Raw genomic sequence first — 22048 nt, forward strand, 5'->3', positions numbered from 1 at the left:
AACGGACCCGGCACGGCTCAGACTCTACTGCGCCGCCGCGTGCCGGTCCGTCGCAGAAGGCGACGAACTAGGTCATCTGACAGATCCGCCGAGGCCGCGTCAACTCTAGGTTCGCTCCTGTCACCAGATCCTGGAAGGAGCCAACATGAATGCCACCATCGTTCTCGTGCACGGTGGTTTCGTCGACGGTGCCGGATGGCGCGGGGTGTACGACGAGCTGAAAGCGGACGGCTTCGACGTCCGGGTCGTGCAGAACCCGACCAAGTCGCTCGCCGACGACGCCGCCACTACCCGCGACGTGCTCGACACCCTCGACGGTCCCGTCGTGCTCGTCGGCCACTCGTACGGCGGCGCGGTGATTACCGAAGCCGGCAACCACGAGAGGGTCGAAGCCCTCGTCTACGTCACCGCGTTCGCGCCCGACCAGGGCGAGTCGGTCAACACGCTCCTCGGTACCTTCCCCGCCGACGGGCCGCAGCCGCCCATCCTGCCGCCTGTCGGCGGCTACCTGTTCCTCGACCGTGTGCAGTTCGCCGAGTCATTCGCCGCCGACGTGTCCACGCAGGAAGCGGCGTTCATGGCCGACTCGCAGGTGCCCTGGGGCCTCGAGGCGCTCGGCGGGATCGTGACCAAGGCCGCATGGCACACGAAGCCCAGCTGGTACCTGCACGTCACGGAGGACCGGATGATCCCCCCGGCCGCGCAGGCCTCAATGGCTGAGCGCATCGGGGCGACGGTCGCGGAGACGCCCGGAAGCCACGCGATCTACGTGTCACGTCCCGGTGTCGTCGCCGATCTGATCAAGCGGGCGGCGGCCTCGCTGGCGTGAGATGCACGGAGGTGCCGCCCGGGCCTCCGGGCTGCACCTCCCCGTCAGACCGGAATGTTCATCTTGTACGCGAAGCTGCCCGCGCCGACGCTGAAGACGGCGACGGATGCGCCGGACAGCTCGCCCGTGCTGGTGAATCGGTACTCGCCGAGGATGCCGTGGTAGGTCTTCGCGGCAAGGTAGTCGGCGACCTGCCGGCGAGTGGTGGCGCCCTTGCCGATCGCGTCGAGCAGGAAGTTCGCGCTGTCGTAGGAGCTGGCCACGTACCACTCGGGGCCGGTGCCCGGCGAGAGCTGCATCTTGTCGCGGAAGGTGCCGTCGGGCGCGGGCAGGCAGGTGCACGCCAGGAAGATGTCGCCCTTGGTGGCGGCCACGCCGCTGGCGAAGGTCCGGTCGAACAGGTCTCCGTTGGCGACGATCGGGCCGGCGAAGCCCGCCGTGCGCACCGCGTTGACGAACGCGACCCCGTCGGCGGGCTGCCCGTTGAAGAACACAGCGTCGGCCTTGCTGCCGGCGATGGTCGTGGCGAGCGTGGCGAAGTTGTAGCCCGTGGGGAACTCGAAGCTGCCGGCGAGGTACGCCCCGGCCGCGGCGAGGGCACCGGCGCGCAGGTCCTTTCCGGCGGCCCCTTGGTCGGTCACGACGTAGATCGACTGTTTGTGCTGCTGTTCGCCGAGGTACTTGACGGCGGCGGCGGCCACGCCCCGGTTCGTCGCGATCGAGCGGTGGAACATCTGCCAGTTGTGCCCGGACAGCTCGGTGCGGCTCGCGCTCGGGGTGATGAACGGCACCTGGGCCTCCTCCAGGTTCGGCCCCGCGGCGAGGACGTCCTCGGTGAAGATCGGGCCGACGACGCCGAGCACGTGAGCGTCGAGCTCGCCGGCGGCGAGCTTGACGGCGACGGACCCGGCCGCGCTCTGGGTGTCGACGGGCTTCAGCTCGACGCGGCAGCCGGGATGGGCCGCGCCGTACTCCTCGACCGCCACCCGCACCGCCTCCTTCGCGGCCGTGCCCTGCTGGGATTGGCTGCCGGTCAGCGGGCCGATGAAGGCGATCGCCGGGTTGGTACACGAGACGTTGCCGCCTGTGCCGTTCCCGATGCCCCGAGCCAGGATCGCGACGGCCGCCACCGTCCCGAGCACCGCCGCGGCCGCGACGATCGCGACAACGGCCGGCCGTCCACGGCCCGCCGGGCGCGGTGGCGGCCCTGCTACCGGGGCCGCCGGGGGCGGGGCGTAATGGGCCGCGGGCGGGGCCGCCGGGAAGGCCGACGGCGGGGTCCGGTCGTCGGTGAACTGCCCGGTCCCGGGGGAGACGGGCGCGGCCACCGGCGAGACGGGCACCGACGACACCGGCACGGCGGGGCTTGCCGACACCGGCGACGACGCGGGCACCGGCGGGACCACGGTGACCGGACCGGTGACCGGGACGCCGGCCGGACCGGTGACCGGGGCGCCGGCGGGACCGGTGACGGGGGCGGTGGCCGGTGCGGCGGCGGCCGGGGCGTGCAGGCTGCCGCCGGCCACCGCCAGCTCGGGCTGCTCGAAGGCGGTCGGTGCGATGCCCAGTGCGCGGTGCAGCAGCGTCGCGGCGAGCGGGATCCGGCTCGACCCGCCGACCAGGAACACGCTCGCGAGCTCGTCCGGGCCGATGCCGGACACCCGCAGGGCGGTCCGGGTGGCCGCGACCGTCCGGTCGAGCACCGGCCTGGCCAGCTGCTCGAGCTGCTCGCGGCCCAGCGGCACGTCGGTCTCCAGCAGCGGCAGGTGGATGCTCGTCGTCGCCGACCGCGACAGCATCTCCTTGGCGTCGCGGACGTCCTGCCAGAGCTGCCGGTTGGCGCGCAGTTCGGCCGGCCCGCCCGGCCGGCTCAGCCGCGCCCATGCCTCGGGCGCCCCGGACGAGTACACCGCGCCGAGGTAGCTCACGATCGCCGCGTCGATGTCCAGGCCGCCGGCGTCGGTGATGCCCTCCTCGGCGAGCACCGTGAAGCCGTCGGCGGTGCGGCGTACCACGGAGGCGTCGAACGTGCCCGCCCCGAGGTCGTAGACCAGGACGCACCGGCCGGCGGGGATGTCGTTGCCGAGCACGTGCACGAAGTACGACGCCGCCGCGACCGGCTCGGCCACGAGCCTGACGGCAGCGAGCCCGGCCCGTTCGGCTGCCTCGAGCAGCACCGCGCGCCGCCGCGGCCCCCACCCCGCCGGGCAGGTCAGCACGACCGGCCCGCCGCCGCCGGTGACCCGGGCGGCCTCCCCGGCGGCCCGGCGCAGGACGGCGGCGACCAGCTCGGTGACGGCGACCTCGCGCTCGCCCAGCAGCACCACGCCCTCGTCGATGTGCCGCTTCGGGTTGGGCTCCAGCCACTCAGGCCGGGACCGGCCCAGGTAGAGCGCGTCCCGGCCGGTCAGCAACTGCCCGTCGGCGTCGACGCAGACCGCCGACGGAAGGACCGGCGTCTCCCCGAACAGCACCGGACCGACCCGCCCGTCGGCACGGGCCACCATCGCGACCGTGCTGGACGTCCCGAAATCGATGCCGAGCCATCGCCCATCGTGCATTCCGCAGACGATAGCCGTCCGGGGTGTGGCGTGGGGGAGCGGTCGCCGCGTCACACTTGAAGCAGCTGAAGGTGCGGATTCCGACACCCGCTGGACTGCGATGAGGCTCCTGGCGATGGGCTCATCGTCCGCGGTTCGTTGCTCGGCCCGTGAGGAGGACGTGATGGTCGAGATGACCGTGCCGGTCGAGGTCGTCAGCGTCGAGATCCCCGACGGCACCAACATCGTGATCGGTCAGGCGCACTTCATCAAGACCGTCGACGACCTGCACGAGGCGCTGGTCGGGGTCGGCCCGCATCTGCGTTTCGGGGTCGCCTTCTGCGAGGCGTCGGGCGCTCGCCTGATCCGCCGCTCCGGCAACGATGACGATCTCGTGGCCCGCGCCACCGACATCGCCGCTGCGATCGGAGCGGGCCATGCGTTCGTGGCGCTGCTGCGGGAGGGCTTCCCGATCAATGTCCTCAACCCGCTCAAGGCCGTGCCGGAGGTCTGCAACATCGTCTGCGCGACGGCAAACCCGGTCGACGTGCTCGTCGCGGTGACCCGGCGCGGCCGCGGGATCATCGGCGTCGTCGACGGCGAACCGCCGGTCGGCGTGGAGACCGAGGCCGACGTCGCCGAACGCCGCAGCCTGCTGCGCGGCATCGGCTACAAGCTCTGACCCGTGCCCTGTGAGGTCGATCGTGGACATATTGAGGGTGTTCCTGTGCGGCGACGTGATGCTGGGTCGCGGCGTCGACCAGATCCTGCCGCACCCCGGCGACCCGGCGCTGCGGGAGCGGTACGTCACCGACGCACGCGACTACGTGGCCCTCGCGGAGGAGGCGAACGGCCCGATTCCCCGCCCGGTGGACTTCGCCTGGCCCTGGGGCGAGGCCCTGGACGTCCTCGCTGACGCCGCGCCCGACGCCCGTATCGTGAACCTGGAGACCAGCGTCACCCGCAGCGACGGGTTCGAACCGGGCAAGGGCGTCCACTACCGGATGAGTCCCGCGAACCTTCCGTGCCTCGGCGCGGCCCGGCCCGACGCGTGCGTGCTGGCGAACAATCACGTGCTGGATTTCGGGTACCGCGGACTTCGGGAGACGCTCGGCGCGCTGAGCGCGGCGGACCTGCAGGTGGCCGGCGCCGGCGTGGACGCGGACCAGGCGCGGCGGCCCGCCGTCGTCGCCGTCGACCGCGGCAGGGTCCTTGTCTTCTCCTTTCGGGATGGCGTCCAGCGGCATTCCGTCGCACTGGGCCGCGACCGGCGACCGGCCGGGCGTCCATCTCGTGCCCGAGTTCCCCGCGGACGGTGCCGCGCGGGTCGTCAGCCAGATACGGCAGGTGAAGCGACCGGGTGACGTCGTGGTCGCCTCCGTGCATTGGGGATCCAACTGGGGCTACCAGATCCCGCAGCAGCAGCGGCTCTTCGCCCGCGCGTTGATCGACGGGGGCGCCGACATTGTGCACGGGCACTCCTCGCACCATCCACGGCCGATCGAGGTGTACCGCAACCGGCTCGTCCTCTACGGCTGCGGCGACCTCGTCAACGACTACGAAGGCATCCGAGGATACGCCGGATACCGCGACGACCTGCGGCTGATGTACCTGGCCGGCGTCGACGCCACCGGCGCGCTGATCGACCTGCGGATGGCACCGATGCAGGTCAGCCGCATGCGGCTGCATCGCGCTTCGCCCGAGGACACCGCGTGGCTGGGCGCCGTCCTCGACTCGGTCAGCACCCGGTACGGCGCCCGGGTCGGCGTCACCCAGGACGGCCTGCTCGCGTCGCGCCCCGGCTGATCACGGCCGCGAGCCCGCTCGGATCCGCCGGCCCTCGTTAGCCGGGCCCCGAACGGGAAAGGAGACACGCATGAGCGGCGGGCGACAGCTGGGTGCGGGTGCCGGCTACCTGCCGATCGCCGAGCACGGCCTGATCGGCAACCTGCGCACCGTGGCCCTGGTGGGCACCGAAGGCACCATCGACTGGTACTGCTGTCCCCGCTTCGACGCCCCGAGCGTGTTCGCCTCGATCCTCGACGCCGACCGTGGCGGGTCGTTCGAGCTGGCCGCCGATGCGCCGGCGACAACCAAGCAGTTCTACTTTCCCGACACCAACGTGCTGATCACCCGGTTCTTCACCGAGGACGGCGTGGGTGAGGTCCAGGACTTCATGCCGATCACCGGCGACTCCGGCGAGGTCGGCCGCCACCGGCTGATCCGGCGCGTCTTGTGCGTGCGCGGCGCGATCCCGTTCCGGGCAAGGGTGGCCCCCCGGTTCGACTACGCCAGACAGCCGCACACCGTCCGGTGGCACGCCGGCCAGACCCGCTTCGAGTCCGCCGACCTTGTACTCGCCCTGACCGCCACCGTACCGGTCGAACACGACGCCCTGGACGCGACGGCGTCGTTCAAACTCCTGGAAGGCGAATCCGCGGTGTTCGCCCTCGACCGGATCGGCGACGACGTCGCGCCGCGCGGATGCCCGCAAGCCGAGGCCGAGCAGGAATTCGAGGCCACGGTGGCGTTCTGGCGGCGATGGCTGTCCGCCTCCCGTTACCGCGGCCGGTGGCGCGAGACCGTCCACCGCTCCGCGCTGACCCTCAAGTTGCTCACGTATGCCCCGACCGGCGCGATCGTGGCCGCGCCGACGACCAGCCTGCCCGAGCGGATCGGCGGCGAGCGTAACTGGGACTACCGGTATGTGTGGATCCGCGACGCCGCCTTCTGCGCCTACGCCCTGCTGCGACTGGGCTTCAGCGGTGAGGCCGAGGCCTTCATGACCTTCCTGTCCGATCGCACCGCCCGGCATGACGACAGTCCGTCCGGGCCGCTGCAGATCATGTACGGCATTGACGGCCGCACCGACCTGCCCGAACGCGAGCTGGACCACCTGGCCGGATACCAGGGCTCCTCCCCGGTACGCATCGGCAACGCCGCCGCCGACCAGCTGCAACTCGACATCTACGGAGCGCTCATCGACTCGGTCTACCTCTACGACAAGTGGGGACAGCCCATCTCCAGCGACTACTGGGATGCGATCGCCGGCCTGGTGGACTGGGTCTGCGACCACTGGAACCAGCCTGACGAAGGCATCTGGGAAACCCGCGGCGGACGCAAGAACTTCCTGTACTCGAGGCTGATGTGCTGGGTGGCGATCGAACGGGCCATGCGCATGGCCAACCACCGCGGCCTGCCGGCGAACATGCCGCGCTGGCGGCGGACCCGCGACACGATCTACCGGCACATCATGCGCCACGGCTGGTCGCCCACCCGGCGGGCGTTCGTCCAGCAGGAGGACAACGATCTCCTCGACGCCGCGGTCCTCATGATGCCCCTGACCAAGTTCATCGCCCCCACCGACCCCCGCTGGCTCGCCACCCTCGACGCGCTCAGCGCGGAGCTGGTGTCCGACTCGCTGGTGTACCGCTACGACCCCACCGTCAGCCCGGACGGCCTCCGCGGGGAGGAAGGCACCTTCTCGGTCTGCTCGTTCTGGTACGTCGAAGCGCTCACCCGGGCCGGGCGGCTCGACGAGGCCCGGCTGGCCTTCGAGAAGATGCTCACCTACTCCAACCACCTCGGCCTGTACGCGGAACAGATCGGCCGCACCGGTGAACAACAGGGCAACTTCCCGCAGGCCTTCACGCACTTCGCGCTCATCAGCGCCGCGTTCAACCTCGACCGCGCCCTCGGCTGACCACGGGCCGGGCCGCCGATGACGCCGGCCACCTGACAAGGGCTCCATCTGACCCGCAGCCTGACCCCGCCGCCTGACCCTCGGCAGACCTAGGCTGGGGGTATGGTTCGGCCGAACGAGGAGGTCGCGGCGCACTTGCAGGAGTACGCCGACCTCATCGCGATCACGGGTGAGGAACAGTTCAAGGCGCGCGTCTACGAGAAGGCGGCGCGCTCCGTCGCCGGCCACCCGGACGACATCTCCGCCGCCGACGTGAAGACGTTGCGCGGCATCCCGAACGTCGGCGCGTCGATCGCGGACAAGATCGTCGAGTACTTCCACAACGGCGGCACGTTCGCCGCGCTCGAGGAGCTGCGCGCCAAGATCCCGGCCGGGGTCCGGCGCATGATCGAGATTCCGACCCTGGGGCCGAAGCGCGCGATGACCCTGTACGAGCAGCTGCACGTCTCCTCGGTCGAGGAGCTGTCGGCGGCGATCGACGAGGGCCGGCTCCGAGGGCTCAAGGGATTCGGCGCCCGCACCGAGGACAACCTGCGCCACGGCATCGAGCTGCTGCACCACACCGGGGACCGGCTGCTGGTGAACGCGGCGATGGAGGTGGCCGAGAACGTCGTCGACGCGCTGTCCACCGTGGACGGATGCGTCCGCTGCACGTACGCGGGATCCCTGCGCCGGATGCGCGAGACGATCGGCGACGTCGACGTCCTCGCCGCCGCGGAACGCTCCGACGCGCTGATGGCCGCGTTCGTCGGGCTGCCGCTGGTCGCCGAGGTCATCGCCCATGGCGCGGCGAAGACGTCGATCCGCACCGCGAAGGGCCTGCAGGTCGACCTGCGGGTGGTGCCGCCGAGCGCGTGGGGCGCCGCGTTGCAGTACTTCACCGGCGCGAAGGCGCACAACATCCGCACCCGCGAGATCGCCGTGCGACACAAGCTCAAGCTTTCCGAGTACGGGCTGTTCGACGCGCCGACGAACACCCTGATCGTGTCGGAGACCGAGGAAGAGGTGTACGAACGGCTCGGCCTGCCCTGGATCCCGCCGCCGCTGCGCGAGGACCGCGGCGAGATCGAGGCCGCCCTGCGCGGTGAGCTGCCGGACCTGATCCAGACCAAGGACCTCCGCGGCGACCTGCACACGCACACAGACCTCACCGACGGCGTGGCCGCGCTCGCCGAGATGGTCGCCTCGGCGGCGCGGCTCCGCTACACCTACCTCGCCATCACCGACCACGCGCCCAACCTGTTCATGCAGCGCATGTCCGACGAGAAGATGCTCGCCCAGCGCGAGGAGCTGCGGGCGCTCGCGTCCGAGCACCCGAAGCTGCACCTGCTGCACGGCACCGAGCTGAACATCGACGCGGACGGCGAGGTGGACTGGCCGGCCGAGTTCCTCGCCGGGTTCGACCTGTGCGTGGCGTCGGTGCACTCGCACTTCAACCAGTCACGCAAGGACATGACCCGGCGGTTCGTGCGGGCCTGCGAGAACCCGCACGTCAACATCATCGGTCACCCGACCGGCCGGCTCATCGGCCGCCGGCAGCCCTATGACGTCGACCTCGAGGCGGTGTACGAGGCGGCCGCGCGCACGGGCACCGCGCTGGAGATCAACGCCTCGCCAGAACGGCTCGACCTGCCGGCGGAGCACCTCATCCAGGCCCGCCGGCACGGCGTGCGGTTCGCCATCAACAGCGACGCGCACGCGACAACGCACCTGCCCAACCTGCGCTACGGCGTCGGCACCGCCCAGCGCGGCTGGCTCACCGCGGACGAGGTCATCAACACGTGGCCGCTGCGCAGGCTGCGCACCTTCTTCAACAAGCCGGCTTCTTGAACGCATGGCGTTGCGCCGGGTCGCCGACGGGCCGGTGATGATGCGCGAGTTGGCGCAGCGTCTGGGGCCGCAGCATGGCTTGTTGGCTGCTCTGAGCTCGGGCTTCACGTACGGACGGGCAGCCATTATGGTCGTAGGGTTCGCTGTGGCTGGCCGTCGCCAATCCGGGGTGACGTCACGGCGGACCCGTTGAATCGTGCTCACACGAGCCGGGGAACCAGGTATTACTGGGGTGAATCCGAGCGGCGTCGCGTCGCGAGGTAGGGCGACCCTTCCGTCCGAATCCGTCAGCTAACCCGGTAGACGGTTTCGGAAGGAGCATTGCCGTGTCTGTGGAGAATCCCAACCAGCAGCCGGCCGCCACCCGCAAGTATCTTCCTCGTCACTTGCAATATCTGCGGCGCGGCCGGCACTCGGCCGACCGGCGGCGGACCGGCCTGTACGCCGCTGCGGCCGTCCTCGCAGCCGCGGCGATCGGCTCGGCGTACGTGTCGTCCCAGGCCGGCAGACCGGATGACGTAGCACAGGCCGCCACGGCGCCGCAGCACGGCGTCGCTCAGACGGCGCTCGTCGAGAACCCCTCGTCCGGCACGGACCCGCGGCCCGGCGACCAGCCGAACCAGGAGCCGGCGGCGCCGTCCGCCACCCGGGCCGATCCCGCACCAACCCAGCAGCGCGCCGCACAGATACCGAACGTGCGCGATCCGTCGCCGAAGCGCACCACGGGGCCCGCCACGGGACCGGCCGCGCCCAACGGCGCCTCGGCCCCGTCCGCCGCGGCCTCAGCCCCGTCCGCCTCAGCCTCAGCCCCATCCGCATCCCCGTCACCGTCTGAGGTCAGTCCCAGCGTCGGCCCGGCCCCGTCCGGCACGACCGCGCCGTCCCCGTCATCGACGCCGAGCCCGAGCTGACCACGCCGGGCACTCGCCGGGCGGACGTAGTCGTTGAGCGGGTCGTCGGCCAGCCGGCCCTGCACCGCCCCGAACCGGCGCCGGATGTCGTGCTGGTAGCAGCAGAAGATGAGGCCGACGTCGAGGATGCCGTTGGACAGCAGGCCGCCGTCCGGTGACCTTAAAGGGTCACCGTGACGCGGTCCGCGTCACCCGGTGATCCACCGGTATGCCACCACTCCCAGCGCCACCCCGCAGAGGATCGCCGCGGCCTGCAAAACCAGTGAGTAGATCTTCAGCCCTGCCGTCGTCCTGTTCATCGCCCCTCCCCGGAAGACAGTCCCAGCAGCCGCGCCTTCGCGGCCGTGTATTCGGCGTCGGTCAACCTGCCCGCGGCGTGCAACCGGCTCACGTGCTCGAGCGCCGAGGCGAGTTCGGCGGGATCGGGCGCCGCCCCCGGCGCGCCGCCGGCGGCCGGCATGTCCAACGCCCTACCCCATGCCCGCTCGGCCCTCTCGCGCGGCGTGGGCCCCGCCAGCGGCTGCAGGACCGGCGCGGCCGGCGGCTGCCAGTCGGCCCACAGCGTCTCCCGCCAGGGCCTGCCCACCATGAACAGCGGCCCGCCGCCCATGACGACGAAGATCACCCCGCAGATGAGCCAGCCGATGGCCAGGCCACCGCCCGGGGGATCGAAGCCGAACTCGAAGAAGTTCCACGCCATGCTGAGGAACAGCACCGGTACCGGCAGCAGGCTCAGCCGCGCGCCGAACTTGAGGCCCTTCGCGGCGTAGAAGATCGTGCACGCGGCGCCGCCGAACAGGCCCAGCAGGGCCAACTCGGGCACGTGCTGCGGGCACGGCGGGTAGGCGTACACGCCGGCGCCGCCCGAACCGCACCGCCCGCCTATCGCGAACACCAGGCGAGAGGCGAGAAACAGCAGCGTCAGACCGGCGAACGCCCCGGCGAGGCCGATGAAGGTGTAGATGGAGCGGCGGATGAGCAACGGCGGGCGCACAAGAGCAGATCATCGACGAGCGACCGGCCCGCGGCCAGCACCCGGTCACCAACTCGACAAGCGGATGCTCGTCGGCCCCCGCTGGTCCGGATCGTAGACTCCGAGGGGCTCGACCAGCACAGGAGGAACCAGGTGAGCAGCACGCCGCTGAGGTCTTCAACCGACCTGAGCCCATCACACACGCAATGCAGGCGATAGTGGGCCCTCTGCGGTCGCTTCGCCGCGCGGCGGGGGACTTGGCATCGTGACCCCGACCGGAGCGTTGCGGCTCAGTGATGACCTCGGCCACGCCATGACCTTCGAGCGGCCGCCGCGGCGCATCGTCTCGCTCGTTCCCTCGCTCAGCGAGGCGCTCGCCGTGACGGTTCCCGACCGGCTCGTCGCCGTCACCGACTGGTGCACGCATCCGCCGGGAATGGGCTTGCCGCGCGTACGCGGCACCAAGAACCCGGACCGGGCGGCGATCGAGGCATTGCTACCCGACCTGGTCGTGGCCAACCAGGAGGAGAACCGCAGGATCGACGTCGAACGGCTGCGAGCGAGCGGTGTGCCGGTGTGGGTCACCAGGATCGAGTCCCTCGACGACGCGCTGCGTTCCATGCGGCGGCTGTTCGTCGACGTGCTTGCCGTCGGCGAACCCGACTGGCTGACGGCCGCCGCCGCAGCGTGGCGCCGCCCGGCCCCGGAGCCGGTGATCCGCGTGGTGGTTCCGATCTGGCGCGACCCCTGGATGGTCGTCGGCTCGCGGACGTTCACCGGTGACCTCCTGTCCCGGCTCGGCTTCTCAAATGTCTTCGGTGCCCATCCGGACCGCTATCCGCGCGTCGAGCTGGCCGACCTGCGATCCGCCGGCGCGGATGTCGTGCTGCTGCCGGACGAACCGTACGAGTTCACCCGGGACGACGGGCCGGAGGCGTTCCCTGGCAGCACATCGGTGCTCGTCTCCGGGCGGAACCTCACCTGGTACGGCCCGTCGCTGGCCTCCGCCCGGACGGATTTGATCGAGCAGGTACGCGGCGGGCCGGCGAGCGGTTAGACGCGCTGGTTGAGGGAGCGCAGCAGGACCGTCGCGACGCAGTATTTCGCGTCCGGCGTCTGACCCGGCGTGCCAGGCGATCGGGGCTGCCTCGCGCAAGCATGTCGTGCGACGCAGCCCGATCGGTGGTCATCCGGACACGCTGGGCCGGCCGGTCTCGATGTGGCCGGTGAAGCGCTGCGACCAGGCCGGGTCGACGTTGACGGTGATCGTGAAGTCGTACCAGCCGTTGTTGTATGCAACGGCGTTGAACCAGTCGTCGACGCTCTGCCCGGCGCCCACCTGGTAGGTCCAGGGGCCGTCCGTGCGGTACTGGTTCGACGTGATGGTGAAGGTCATCGCCGACGCTGACGTGTTCTTCATCCGGAACCAGATTGCCTGTTTCCCGGTGCTGGACGCCACCGCGTAGTAGCTGCCGACGAAGGCGTCCTTGCCGGCGGTGGTGGCGTTGCCGGTGAAGCGGCGCAGGAAGCGGTTCGGGCCGGCCATGCTCAGGTCATAATGGCCCGAGCCGTAGCCTGCCCCGAAGTTGAAGTAGTCGGTTGTGGTGCCGCCGGCGTCGACCGTGTACTGCCAGGGGTCGCGGTTGCGGTACGCGTTGGGGTGGATCGAGAAGTGGGCCGCGCGGGTCGCCTCGGCGCCCTGGTTCACCATCTGGAACCAGGCCAGGATCTTGCCGCCGGCGCCGAACTCGAGCCGGTCGAGGTATCCGTTGGGCTGGTAGGGCAGGGCTCTGGCCGGCCGGGTGCCGGGCTCCTGCGCGGGCAGGGCGTTGGTGCTCGGGGTCGGGTTGGGCAGCGTCTTGCAGTAGGCGTGGGTGATCACGCTGGTGGCGGGCAGCTGCGGCAGCCCGTACACGGGCGAGGCGAAGTCGAAGACGCCGGTGAGGTCGCCGGTCACCTTCCGGCGCCACGCGCTGATGCTGGGGCAGGTCGCCGGCGTGCCGAGCGCAGCGGTCCACCGTTCCAGGAACCGGATGATGGAGGTGTGGTCGAAGACCTCCGAGCTCAACCAGCCCCCGCGGGTCCACGGCGAGATCACGAGCATGGGAGGGTGCCCGACGCGGCGATCAGCTGTATCCGTACGGGCTGGGCGAGCCAGGTGTAGCCGTCGTTGTAGAGGTAGTACAGGATGTACGCGCCCGGGGCCAGCCCGGTGGTTGGCAGCGAGCCGGAACCGCTCGCCGAGGCCGCGTACGTCCACTTGAGGGACGGTCCGACGTAGGCCTCGCCGGCCGGGCCGTTGCCGGGGTCGGTGTACAGGCCGACCCAGTTCGCCGCGGCGGGGCGGGGCGTGGAGTAGCTGAACCGGAGCTCGGACCCGACGGTGACGGACGTCGCGGCGAGCGTGCCGTCGGCCGCCGCGAGGGCAGGCCGCGCCGGTGCGGCGGCGATGAGAGCGGCGACGAGGACGGCCAGGACCAACGGGAGGAGTCTGCGCATCTGGTCTCCAGGGAGTTGGAGTTCGACGATGAACGATGGCATGCGCATTGATGATGGGCAATGAGCGTGGCGCTCTGCCGGCTGGTTCAGCCGGATGTCACGGCAGGTTCCACTTCTGGGTCGCGCCGCCGGTGCAGTCCCTGATCTGCAGCTGGGTGCCGGAACCGCCGGCCCCGTTGTCGTCCAGGCATCGGCCGGACTGCGGGTTGACCAGCGAACCGTCGGACAGTGCCTGCCACTGCTGGGCTCCGGTCTGGTTGCAGGTGTACAGCTGCACCGGGGTGCCGTTGGCGGTGGAGCCCCCGCTGACATCCAGGCACTTGCCCATGGCGTGCACGGTGCCGTCCGTGATGACCGCCCACTGCTGGGACAGTGTGCCGTTGCAGGTGTAGACCTGCACCGGGGTGCTGTCGGCGTTGGTGCCGTTGCGGACATCCACGCATAGGCCCTGGTAGCCGGTGATCAGGCCGGTGTGAGCCTTCGGCGACGTGGCCTGGCAGCCCCAGGTGTACGGCCCGGAGCCCGAGGTCGTGCTGAAGGCGGCCGCGTTGTGGGGGTACTGCCGCTGGCACGCGTCGTCCATGTCGATGGAGACGTGCGAACCGGTGTAGGTGACGCAGTGCCAGTCGTTGCTCGTCGTGCCGTCGAGGCTGGCTCCCGAATGACCGATCGACTGGCAGTAGCCCTGCAGGTCGACTCCGCCGAGCTGGGTGTAGGCCGGCGCGGTGTTCAGGGTCACCGTGACGGAGGTGGCGCCGGGCGGCAGGGCGACGACGCCGTTGGCGTTGTCGACGGTGCCGGTGCTGGCGGAGGCGATGTTGCCGATGAACTCCGGCACGCTGAACTGGACGCCGCCGGAGGGGGCCTTGCCGGACATGGTCAGGGTGACGGTGGAGCCCGAGGCGCTGATCGTCGCGCCGGCGCGGCCGCCGGCGATCGGGTAGTTGCCGACGCTCACCGACCGGCCGCTGCGCAGCCACTCGGTGGGCACGCCGCGGCCGACGATGACCGATCCGTTGGACTTCTCCGCGATCAGCGAGTCCAGGAGCACCTTGGCGTTGTTGGCCTGGCCCCACATGTGCGGGCTGGAGCCGGTGCCGGACGTGGCATGGGTTCCGGGCGACCAGTTGGTGGTGGCGGCCGACGGGATGCCCTCCCACCACGAGTACGGCGCGCTCTGCGCATTTTGGATCATGAAGAGGTAGTCGTAGATGCCCTCGGCCCGGTAGCGGGTCGAGCTCAGCCCGGCCGAACCGTAGCCGGCGTTGTAGGCGGTGCTGTAGCCGTTGTAGCCGCCGTAGGTGTGCGCCGGCAGTCCGGAGTTGTAGGTGAACCCGTAGTCGTACGTCGCGTCGATCATGCTCGTCATGGGCCCGCCCGCGCTGGCGCCCCACAGTTGGCCGTCCCAGGACCAGCGACCGAACAGGAACGTCGAGGCCCAGTTGGCGTTGCCGGGCTGGCCGCAGGCGTTGGCGGAGTTGGGGACGTCCATCGCGCAGGGCAGGTAGGACAGGTGGTTGGCGGAGATGGTGGCGTTGAGCTTGGCGTTCACCGCGGCCAGCAGCGTCTGGTACTGGCTCGCCGCCCAGTTGGCCTCGGTGGTGTTGCCCAGCCTGGCGGCGATGTACCTGTAGGTCAGCAGGCCCATCAGCGCGGACTCGTTGTCCAGGGTCCAGTAGCCGTCGGAGTCGATGGCGTTGGAGAGCTTCATGATGCCGCCGGGGCCGGTGGCGTTGGCGGCGATGGCGTGCGCGTTCTGCTGGATTTTGGCGAAGTTCTGCTGGACGAAGGTGGTGTTGCCGGTCTTCTCGAGGTACACCGCCCAGGGCCAGCTGTACTTGTACAGCGCGTCGGGGTACTCGTTGTAGAGCAGGGTCTGCAGGTAGCTCGTGGCGTTGGACAGGTCGCCCTCGTCGAACAGGTTGGTCATGATCCCGACGAGGTCGTGGTCGTACAGCCGGTCGTAGCCGTTCTCGCCGACGTTGAGGTTGTTCCCGTCCTTGACGATGTTCGTGTAGATGTAGCCGGCCTTGTAGGCGTTGGCGATCTGCGGATCCGGCGCCGATATCTGCGCGATCTGCGCGAGTTTGCCGTCCCAGTAGGACGTCATGTGGGCGTAGTGCGTGTCGTAGCCGCCGGCCCCGGTCAGCGCGGCGTTTGCGGGCCAGGCGTAGCTGCCACCGAACTTGTCGATCGCGATCACGTAGTCGAAGTTGACGCTCTGCCCGGCCGCGACGGTCGTCGACGGGCTGTTCAGGGCCAGCAGCGCCGAGGACGGGGCCGGGTTCTGCGTGTGTGCGACCGAGTCGTGGTTGGCGATCGTTACCCGGGAGTAGGCGGCGACGAAGCGGTTGCCGCCGATGACCACGTTCACCGTGGTGTCGGTCGCCATCGAGGTCGTCATCGGCGTCGCCATGGCGCTGATCATGAACCGCGGCCTGCGCGGCCGGGGCCTGGTCCGCTCGTCGATCCTGGTGCCCTGGGCGATCCCGACCGTCGTGTCCGCCCTGCTGTGGCGGTGGATCTTCGCACCGTCCGGGGTGGCGAACGCGGTCCTGTCCGCCGACGTCGTGTGGACCGGCGACGGCATCTCCTCCTGGACCGCCGTCGTCGTGGCCGACACGTGGAAGACCGCGCCGTTCATCGGCCTGCTCACCCTGGCCGGACTGCAGGCCATTCCCCGGGAGGTCTACGAGGCGGCCCGCGTCGACGGCAGCTCCCCGCTCTCGACCTTCTGGCGGATCACCCTGCCGCTGGTCCGCCCGGTCCTCGTCGTCGCGGTGCTGTTCCGGCTGCTCGACGTGCTGCGCATGTTCGACCTGCCCTACGTGCTGGTCGGGCCGCACAAGGGCTCGGCGGAGACCCTGTCGATGCTCGCCTACGACGAGATGACCAACCTGCGATTCGGGCCCGCCGCCGCCTACGCGACCGTCCTGTTCCTCTACGTCATGACCATCGCGTTCGTCTTCGTCCGGATCTTCGGCGCGGACGTCACCAACCGGGGTGCCTCGTGAAACGGATACCGCAGTTCGCCGCCACCGGCGGCCTGATCGCCTACTGCCTGCTGCCGTTCGCCTGGATGGTCATCTCCAGCCTGCGCCGCCCGGCCGACCAGTTTTCCAACGACCCACTGCCCCTGCCACCGTCGCTGGACAACTACCGCGCGGCCTTCGACCCGGCCAACGGGTTCGCCAAGGCCCTGCTCAACAGCCTCATCGTGGCCGGCGTCACCACCGTCGTCGTGGTGGCCGTCGCGGCGCTGATGGCCTACGCCATCGCCCGGCTGGAGTTCCCGTTCAAAGGCGTCATCCTGGGCTTCATCATCGCCACCGCGATGTTCCCCGGCATCACCATCCTGGTCCCGATGCTCGAGGTCATCATCAAACTCGACTGGATCAACACGTATCAGGCGATGGTCCTGCCCACGATCAGCTTCGCCCTGCCACTGGCGGTGTGGGCACTGACCGCATACTTCCGGCAACTGCCGGTCGAGCTCGAGCAGGCCGCCCAGGTCGACGGCTGCGGAACCCTGGAAGCGTTCTACCGCATCATGCTCCCGCTCGCCGCCCCCGGCGTGTTCACCACGGCGATCCTGGCCTTCATCGCCTCCTGGAACGAGTTCATGGTGGCCGCCAGCGTCGTCAACCGCAAGGACACCATGACCGCGAACGTCATCCTGTCGCTGTTCACCGGCCAGTACGGCTTCGACCAGCCGTTCGGCACCCAGATGGCGGCCGGCACCGTCGTCACCGTCCCGCTGGTCGTGCTCGTGCTCATCTGCCAGCGCCGCATCGTCGCCGGCCTCACCGCGGGAGGCGTCAAATGACCCCGTGGTGGCAGTCCGCCGTCATCTACCAGATCTACGTCCGCAGCTTCGCCGACACCGACGGCGACGGCGTGGGCGACCTCGGCGGCGTCCGCAGCCGGCTGCCGTACCTGCGCGAGCTCGGCGTCGACGGCGTGTGGCTCACCCCGTTCTACCAATCGCCGATGCGCGACGGCGGCTACGACATCACCGACCACCGCGACGTCGACCCGATGTTCGGCACGCTCGCCGACTTCGACGCGCTGCTCACCGACGCCCTCGACTGGGACGACCCGGCCGTGCGGCAGGAGTACGCCGCGGTCCTGCGGTTCTGGCTCGACCGCGGCGTCGACGGCGTCCGCATCGACGTCGCCCACGGGCTCGTCAAGGCCCCCGGCCTGCCCGACGCCGGCCACACCGGCCAGGACCACCGCGGCGGCATCCTGCCGTACTTCGACCAGGACGACGTCCACGAGGTGTACCGCGACTGGCGCAAGATCCTCGACTCGTACCCCGGCGACCGCATCGGCATCGCCGAGGCCTGGGCGCCCACCGCCCAGCGCCTCGCCAACTACACCCGCCCGGACGAACTGCACCAGGCGTTCAACTTCCCGTTCCTGCTCAGCCCCTGGCAGGCCGGCGCGGTCCGGGCCGTCATCGACCAGACCCTGCGCACCAACCCCGCACCCACCTGGGTGCTGTCCAACCACGACGTGCAACGCCACGTCACCCGGCTCGGCTCGCTCGACCGGGCCCGCGGCGCCACACTGCTCATGCTCGCGCTGCCCGGCTCCGCCTACCTCTACCAGGGCGAGGAGCTCGGCCTGCCCGAGGTCCTCGACCTGCCCGACGCCACCCGGCAGGACCCCACCTGGCGGCGGTCCCAGGGCCGAGACCCCGGCCGGGACGGCTGCCGGGTGCCGCTGCCCTGGACCGGTGAGCCGCCCGCGTTCGGGTTCAGCGCATCGGCCGCGACCTGGCTGCCGATACCGCCGGCCTGGCGGCAGCTGAGCGTCCAGGCCCAGCAGACGCCCCACTCGACACTCACCATGTACCGGCGCGCCCTGCACATCCGCCGCCGCATGAGCGGTCCGCTGCACTGGCAGGACGCCCCGGACGGCGTGCTGGCCTTCACCCGCTCGACGCTCACGTGCACGACCAACCTCACGGACCACGACGTCGACGTCGCCCCGCCCGGCACCCTGCTGCTCGCCAGCACCGCGCTCGCCACCGCCCGGCCCACCGGCGCGGTGTCCCTGCCGCCCGGTGCCACCGCCTGGTGGCACTAAACTGGCGAGACCACGCCGGTCTCGGAGGAAACGTCACGGTGCCAGTCAACGATCAGCCAGTCACCCTGGCCGACGTCGCGGCGGTGGCGAAGGTCTCCGCCCAGACCGTGTCCAACGTGCTGCGCCGCCCGGAACGCGTGCTGCCCAAGACCCGGCGCAAGGTGGAGGCCGCGATCGAGCAGCTCGGCTACCACCCCAACTACGCGGCCCGCGCCCTGCGCGCCAGCGCCTCCCACGTCATCGGGCTGCGGATCGAGCCGACCTCCACCGAGGTCGTCGGCTCGATCCACGACCGGTTCCTGCACGCGCTCGCCGAGGCCGGGCGGCCCAGCGGGTACCACATCCAGCTCTTCACCGCCGACGACGCCGCCGCCGAGGCCGAGACCGCCCGCACGCTGATCCGGGCCGGCGCCGCCGACGGTGTCGTCCTCTACGACGTCCGCGCCCAGGACCCGCGGCCCGGCCTCCTGCTCGCCGGCCGGGTGCCGTTCGTGTCCTTCGGCCGGACCGTGTCCGGCACCGGCGAGTACTCCTGGGTCGACGTCGACGACGAGACCGGCGTCTCCGACGCCGTCGACCACCTCGTCGAGCGCGGCCACCGCCGCATCGGCTACATCGGATGGCCGGAGGACTTCTCCGTCGGGGTGCGCCGCGCCCGCGGCTGGCGCGACGCCATGACCCGCCACGGCCTGCCCACCGACCTCGACGCCCGCGCCGAGGACACGATGCCCGCCGGCAGCCAGGCGGCCGGCCGGCTCCTCGACGACCCGCACCCGCCGACCGCCATCGTCGCCGCCACCGACACCATCGCCGTCGGCATCCACCACGAGGCCACGACCCGCGGCCTGCGCCCCGGAACCGACCTGGCGATCGTCGGCTTCGACGACACCCCGACCGCGCTCGCGTTCGGCCTCACCAGCATCGGCCAGCCGGTCACCGAGGCCGCGCGCGCCATCATGGAGCTGCTCGTCGACACCGTCGCCAAACCGGACCGGCACGCGGTACACGGCCGCCTCCTCGCCCCCCGTCTCGTGGTCCGCGCCTCGTCACGATCGGCCCGCCCGTAGCCACAGACGGCTTCCTTCAGGTCCACCGGACGACGTACCTCGCGGCGATCGCCGCCACGACGGCGACGACGGCGGGGCCGGCGTCAGCCGGTGCGGTTGAGGGATCACGGTGCTGGCCCACCGGCGGCGCCACTAAGCCTCGATCCACCGACTAACGATGACGTCGTGAGCTGCGAGGGTATGGGAAATGCCCTCTGACCTGGAAGGATGGGAGTTCTCTACGCTTCCATCACCCTGGTCGAGAGGGCATCTCGTAGGTGCGATTGTTGCATGCTCGCCGCGCGGTCGACGTGGTGTTCGACGAGGCGAATCTGGTGTCGTGTGCCGGCCTGGTCCCGGTGATGGGCCTGGCCGAGCAGGTCGATCTGGCCGGGTTGGTCACATCCCGGGTGCGGCCGGACCTGTCCACGGGGTCGAACCCGGGCGCCAAGGCCGCCGCCGTCGTGGCCGGCATGGCTGCCGGCGCGGACAGCATCGACGACCTGGACGTGTTGCGGCATGGCGGGATGGCCACGCTGTTCGCCGGGGTGTACGCGCCCTCGACGCTGGGGTCGTTCCTGCGGTTCTTCACCTGGGGCCACGCCCTGCAACTGGAGGCCGCGGCCCGGGACCTGCTGGCCGCCCTCGCCGCGGCCACGCCGCTGCTGCCCGGCGCGGGCAGGCAGGCGTACGTCGACGTGGACTCGTTGCTGCGGCGGGTCTACGGCCACGCCAAGCAGGGCGCGGCGTTCGGCCACGCCAAGGTCGGCGGCTACAGCGCGCGACTGCGCGGTCTGTCCCCGCTGGTGGCCACGATCAGCACCACCACGGCGGCGCCGGTGATCGCCACGACCCGGCTGCGTGGCGGCAACGCCGGCTCCGCCCGCGGCGCGGCATCCCTCATCCGCCAGGCGATCGCGACCGCGCGGGCGTGCGGCGCCACCGGCCCGATCCTGGTCCGTGCCGACTCGGCGTTCGGCTCCGGCCCGGTGGCCGCCGCCTGCCGCAACGCCGGAGTGAACTTCTCGCTCACCCTGCAGTCCAACCCCAAGCTCCGCACCGCGATCGCCAGCATCGACGAGACCGCGTGGACCCCGGTGCGCTACCCCGGCGCGGTGTTCGACGAGGAGACCGGAGGCTGGATCTCCGAGGCCGAGGTCGCCGAAACGGTCTACACCGCGTTCGAGTCCACCCGCTACAAGATCACCGCCCGGCTTGTCGTGCGCCGGGTCAAGGAACGCAACCCCGCACCCGAAGGTCAGGAGGCGTTGTTCCCGCTGTGGCGGTATCACGCATTTCTCACCGACACCACGGAATCCACAGTGGATGCTGATCTGACTCACCGCGGTCACGCCATCGTCGAGCAGGTCTTCGCCGACCTCATCGACGGACCCCTCGCGCATCTGCCTTCGGGCCGGTTCGCCGCCAACGCCGCCTGGCTGACCCTGGCCGCGATGAGCCACAACCTGCTCCGCGCCGCCGGCTGCCTGACCAGCCCCCGCTACGCCACCGCCCGGGCCGCCACCATCCGCCGGCAGCTGATCACCATCCCGGCCCGGCTGGCCCGTCGAGCCCGCCGCCTCATCCTGCACCTGCCCACCCACTGGCCCTGGCAGCAGCCCTGGCAGACCCTCTTCGACCGAGTCCACGCACCACCCGCCACAGCCTGACCCGGACCAGCCGCCCACCCCGGGCCCCACCATCGCCACGGAGCACGCCGGAGCGCCCGGCGGGTCCATCACACCCACCAACCAACCCAATCAGCACATATCGATGCAATGCCTACGACGCGAGCGCTCCAGCACCGATCGGTGGATCCAGGCTAAGGACTGACGCGTCTGCGCCGTGTTCTGCAATACTGCGCCGATGGATGGCTCGACCGGCCCGCAACGGCGGCTCGGCAAGGTGGCGTGGTGGACGCTGGCCGGCGTCGGGGCGGTGGTCGTCGCCCTGGTGGTGCTCGCCGTTGCGACCCTGGGCGGCGGCCCGCCGGCCGGACGGAACGAGGCCGCCGACGCGTCCGCGCCCGCATCGGCGACGACGATCGCGACGACTGCCATGGCAGGCAACCCCGGGCCGTCCGCGGTGAGCGGCTCCGGCACGACAGGTGCGACAGGCGCGACCGCCGGTCCCACTGCGGCCGGTGGCAGTGCCGGCGCGCCGCCCGGGCCGCTCGACCTCTGCGGCGCCGTCGACTTCGGGCCGGTCGCCGGGCTGGGCGCCGCCGCGACGCAGCCGGCCGTCGGGGACCACGCCGACAAGTCCGACTACACGTCGTACACCTGCGACCGACCCTTCGCCGGGAACAACCTGCAGATCGCCGCGGACGTCACGGCCCTGGTGGGCGCGGATGCGCCCGGCGCGTCCAGCCGCTTCGCCGACGCGCGGGCGCATGCGCCCGCGGACGCCGCGGACATCGCCGGGATCGGCTCGAGCGCCTTCGGTTACCAGATCGGCGACGGCGGAGTGCGCACCTACCAGCTGTGGGCGCTCGACGGCCGCACGCAGCTCGGGGTACGCCTGAAGGTGACGTCCTCGACGCCGCCGAGCACGCAGTCCCTGCGCGACGCGGCCGCCGCGGTCGCGCGGTCCGCGATCGCCCGGCTGCACACGTGATTGACCC

17 protein-coding genes, 1 pseudogene and 1 riboswitch are annotated in these 22048 nt (G+C 71.0%); of the genes and pseudogenes, 12 read left to right on the top strand and 6 right to left on the bottom strand.

What is annotated here, in order from left to right:
* Positions 1–145 precede the first annotated feature (145 nt).
* Positions 146–829: an alpha/beta fold hydrolase gene (locus ACQEVU_RS20240; RefSeq protein ID WP_433325719.1), complete on the top strand. Its 684-nt coding sequence runs from the start codon at positions 146–148 to the stop codon at positions 827–829.
* Positions 830–873: 44 nt separating this feature from the next.
* On the opposite strand, the gene ACQEVU_RS20245 is transcribed toward ACQEVU_RS20240, so the two are convergent.
* On the bottom strand, positions 874–3390 hold the full coding sequence (locus ACQEVU_RS20245) for an ABC transporter substrate-binding protein (RefSeq protein WP_433325721.1): 2517 nt from the start codon (positions 3388–3390) through the stop codon (positions 874–876).
* Here ACQEVU_RS20245 and ACQEVU_RS20250 point away from each other — a divergent pair.
* From ACQEVU_RS20250 to polX, 4 genes and pseudogenes are all read left to right on the top strand, one after another.
* Positions 3344–4051 carry an adenosine-specific kinase gene (locus tag ACQEVU_RS20250; RefSeq protein ID WP_433325723.1) on the top strand — a complete coding sequence of 236 codons (708 nt, stop codon included), beginning with the start codon at positions 3344–3346 and terminating at the stop codon, positions 4049–4051. The two genes, ACQEVU_RS20245 and ACQEVU_RS20250, sit on opposite strands and share 47 nt — an antisense overlap.
* Positions 4052–4109: 58 nt before the next feature.
* A pseudogene (locus tag ACQEVU_RS20255) lies at positions 4110–5175 on the top strand (CapA family protein).
* A gap of 70 nt (positions 5176–5245) precedes the next feature.
* Positions 5246–7072, top strand: a complete 1827-nt coding sequence (locus tag ACQEVU_RS20260) for a glycoside hydrolase family 15 protein (protein ID WP_433325725.1) — start codon at positions 5246–5248, stop codon at positions 7070–7072.
* Between the two features lie 102 nt (positions 7073–7174).
* Positions 7175–8902 (top strand): DNA polymerase/3'-5' exonuclease PolX, encoded by a 1728-nt coding sequence (gene polX, locus ACQEVU_RS20265; protein WP_433325727.1) that lies wholly within the window; start codon positions 7175–7177, stop codon positions 8900–8902.
* 177 nt (positions 8903–9079) lie between these two features.
* Positions 9080–9223: riboswitch (cyclic di-AMP (ydaO/yuaA leader) on the top strand.
* 235 nt (positions 9224–9458) lie between these two features.
* Here polX and ACQEVU_RS20270 read toward each other — a convergent pair.
* Both ACQEVU_RS20270 and ACQEVU_RS20275 read right to left on the bottom strand, forming a co-directional pair.
* On the bottom strand, positions 9459–9956 hold the full coding sequence (locus ACQEVU_RS20270) for a hypothetical protein (protein WP_433335002.1): 498 nt from the start codon (positions 9954–9956) through the stop codon (positions 9459–9461).
* A 152-nt stretch (positions 9957–10108) separates the two neighbouring features.
* Positions 10109–10807: an SHOCT domain-containing protein gene (locus ACQEVU_RS20275; RefSeq protein ID WP_433325729.1), complete on the bottom strand. Its 699-nt coding sequence runs from the start codon at positions 10805–10807 to the stop codon at positions 10109–10111.
* A 292-nt stretch (positions 10808–11099) separates the two neighbouring features.
* On the opposite strand from ACQEVU_RS20275, the gene ACQEVU_RS20280 reads away from it, so the two are divergent.
* Positions 11100–11843 (top strand): helical backbone metal receptor, encoded by a 744-nt coding sequence (locus ACQEVU_RS20280; RefSeq protein ID WP_433335004.1) that lies wholly within the window; start codon positions 11100–11102, stop codon positions 11841–11843.
* 129 nt (positions 11844–11972) lie between these two features.
* Here the strand turns inward: ACQEVU_RS20280 and ACQEVU_RS20285 are convergent, their stop codons facing one another.
* From ACQEVU_RS20285 to ACQEVU_RS20295, 3 genes are all read right to left on the bottom strand, one after another.
* A complete protein-coding gene (locus ACQEVU_RS20285; RefSeq protein ID WP_433325731.1) occupies positions 11973–12890 on the bottom strand; it encodes a phospholipase domain-containing protein in 918 nt (305 codons plus the stop codon).
* Positions 12881–13285 (bottom strand): hypothetical protein, encoded by a 405-nt coding sequence (locus tag ACQEVU_RS20290; protein ID WP_433325733.1) that lies wholly within the window; start codon positions 13283–13285, stop codon positions 12881–12883. Before ACQEVU_RS20290 ends, ACQEVU_RS20285 begins: the two co-directional genes overlap by 10 nt.
* 97 nt (positions 13286–13382) lie before the next feature.
* Complete coding sequence (locus ACQEVU_RS20295) at positions 13383–15701, bottom strand: ricin-type beta-trefoil lectin domain protein (protein ID WP_433325735.1); 2319 nt, start codon at positions 15699–15701, stop codon at positions 13383–13385.
* On the opposite strand from ACQEVU_RS20295, the gene ACQEVU_RS20300 reads away from it, so the two are divergent.
* The 6 genes from ACQEVU_RS20300 (at position 15646) to ACQEVU_RS20325 (ending at position 22041) form a co-directional block, all read left to right on the top strand.
* Complete coding sequence (locus tag ACQEVU_RS20300) at positions 15646–16299, top strand: carbohydrate ABC transporter permease (protein ID WP_433325737.1); 654 nt, start codon at positions 15646–15648, stop codon at positions 16297–16299. The genes ACQEVU_RS20295 and ACQEVU_RS20300 overlap by 56 nt on opposite strands.
* A complete protein-coding gene (locus ACQEVU_RS20305; protein WP_433325739.1) occupies positions 16296–17111 on the top strand; it encodes a carbohydrate ABC transporter permease in 816 nt (271 codons plus the stop codon). Before ACQEVU_RS20300 ends, ACQEVU_RS20305 begins: the two co-directional genes overlap by 4 nt.
* Positions 17108–18379 carry an alpha-amylase family glycosyl hydrolase gene (locus tag ACQEVU_RS20310; RefSeq protein ID WP_433325741.1) on the top strand — a complete coding sequence of 424 codons (1272 nt, stop codon included), beginning with the start codon at positions 17108–17110 and terminating at the stop codon, positions 18377–18379. The genes ACQEVU_RS20305 and ACQEVU_RS20310 overlap by 4 nt, the downstream gene beginning before the upstream one ends.
* Before the next feature lie 38 nt (positions 18380–18417).
* Positions 18418–19446, top strand: coding sequence for a LacI family DNA-binding transcriptional regulator (locus tag ACQEVU_RS20315; protein WP_433325743.1), 1029 nt, complete (start codon positions 18418–18420; stop codon positions 19444–19446).
* A gap of 257 nt (positions 19447–19703) precedes the next feature.
* Positions 19704–21095 (top strand): IS1380 family transposase, encoded by a 1392-nt coding sequence (locus ACQEVU_RS20320; RefSeq protein ID WP_433325745.1) that lies wholly within the window; start codon positions 19704–19706, stop codon positions 21093–21095.
* 196 nt (positions 21096–21291) lie between these two features.
* Positions 21292–22041 (top strand): hypothetical protein, encoded by a 750-nt coding sequence (locus ACQEVU_RS20325; protein WP_433325747.1) that lies wholly within the window; start codon positions 21292–21294, stop codon positions 22039–22041.
* The last annotated feature ends 7 nt before the right edge of the window (positions 22042–22048 follow it).

It is taken from the genome of Dactylosporangium sp. CA-139066, from assembly GCF_050936175.1.
Lineage (GTDB): Bacteria > Actinomycetota > Actinomycetes > Mycobacteriales > Micromonosporaceae > Dactylosporangium.

Excerpts from the sequence above, each read along its gene's own strand:
- ACQEVU_RS20310 (WP_433325741.1), top strand. The coding sequence starts at position 17,108 with ATGACCCCGTGGTGGCAGTCCGCCGTCATCTACCAGATCTACGTCCGC.
- ACQEVU_RS20325 (WP_433325747.1), top strand. The coding sequence starts at position 21,292 with ATGGATGGCTCGACCGGCCCGCAACGGCGGCTCGGCAAGGTGGCGTGG.
- ACQEVU_RS20290 (WP_433325733.1), bottom strand. The coding sequence starts at position 13,285 with ATGCGCAGACTCCTCCCGTTGGTCCTGGCCGTCCTCGTCGCCGCTCTC.
- ACQEVU_RS20300 (WP_433325737.1), top strand. The coding sequence starts at position 15,646 with ATGACCACGTTCACCGTGGTGTCGGTCGCCATCGAGGTCGTCATCGGC.
- ACQEVU_RS20245 (WP_433325721.1), bottom strand. The coding sequence starts at position 3,390 with ATGCACGATGGGCGATGGCTCGGCATCGATTTCGGGACGTCCAGCACG.
- ACQEVU_RS20295 (WP_433325735.1), bottom strand. The coding sequence starts at position 15,701 with ATGGCGACGCCGATGACGACCTCGATGGCGACCGACACCACGGTGAAC.
- polX (WP_433325727.1), top strand. The coding sequence starts at position 7,175 with ATGGTTCGGCCGAACGAGGAGGTCGCGGCGCACTTGCAGGAGTACGCC.
- ACQEVU_RS20280 (WP_433335004.1), top strand. The coding sequence starts at position 11,100 with ATGACCTTCGAGCGGCCGCCGCGGCGCATCGTCTCGCTCGTTCCCTCG.
- ACQEVU_RS20260 (WP_433325725.1), top strand. The coding sequence starts at position 5,246 with ATGAGCGGCGGGCGACAGCTGGGTGCGGGTGCCGGCTACCTGCCGATC.
- ACQEVU_RS20240 (WP_433325719.1), top strand. The coding sequence starts at position 146 with ATGAATGCCACCATCGTTCTCGTGCACGGTGGTTTCGTCGACGGTGCC.
- ACQEVU_RS20285 (WP_433325731.1), bottom strand. The coding sequence starts at position 12,890 with ATGCTCGTGATCTCGCCGTGGACCCGCGGGGGCTGGTTGAGCTCGGAG.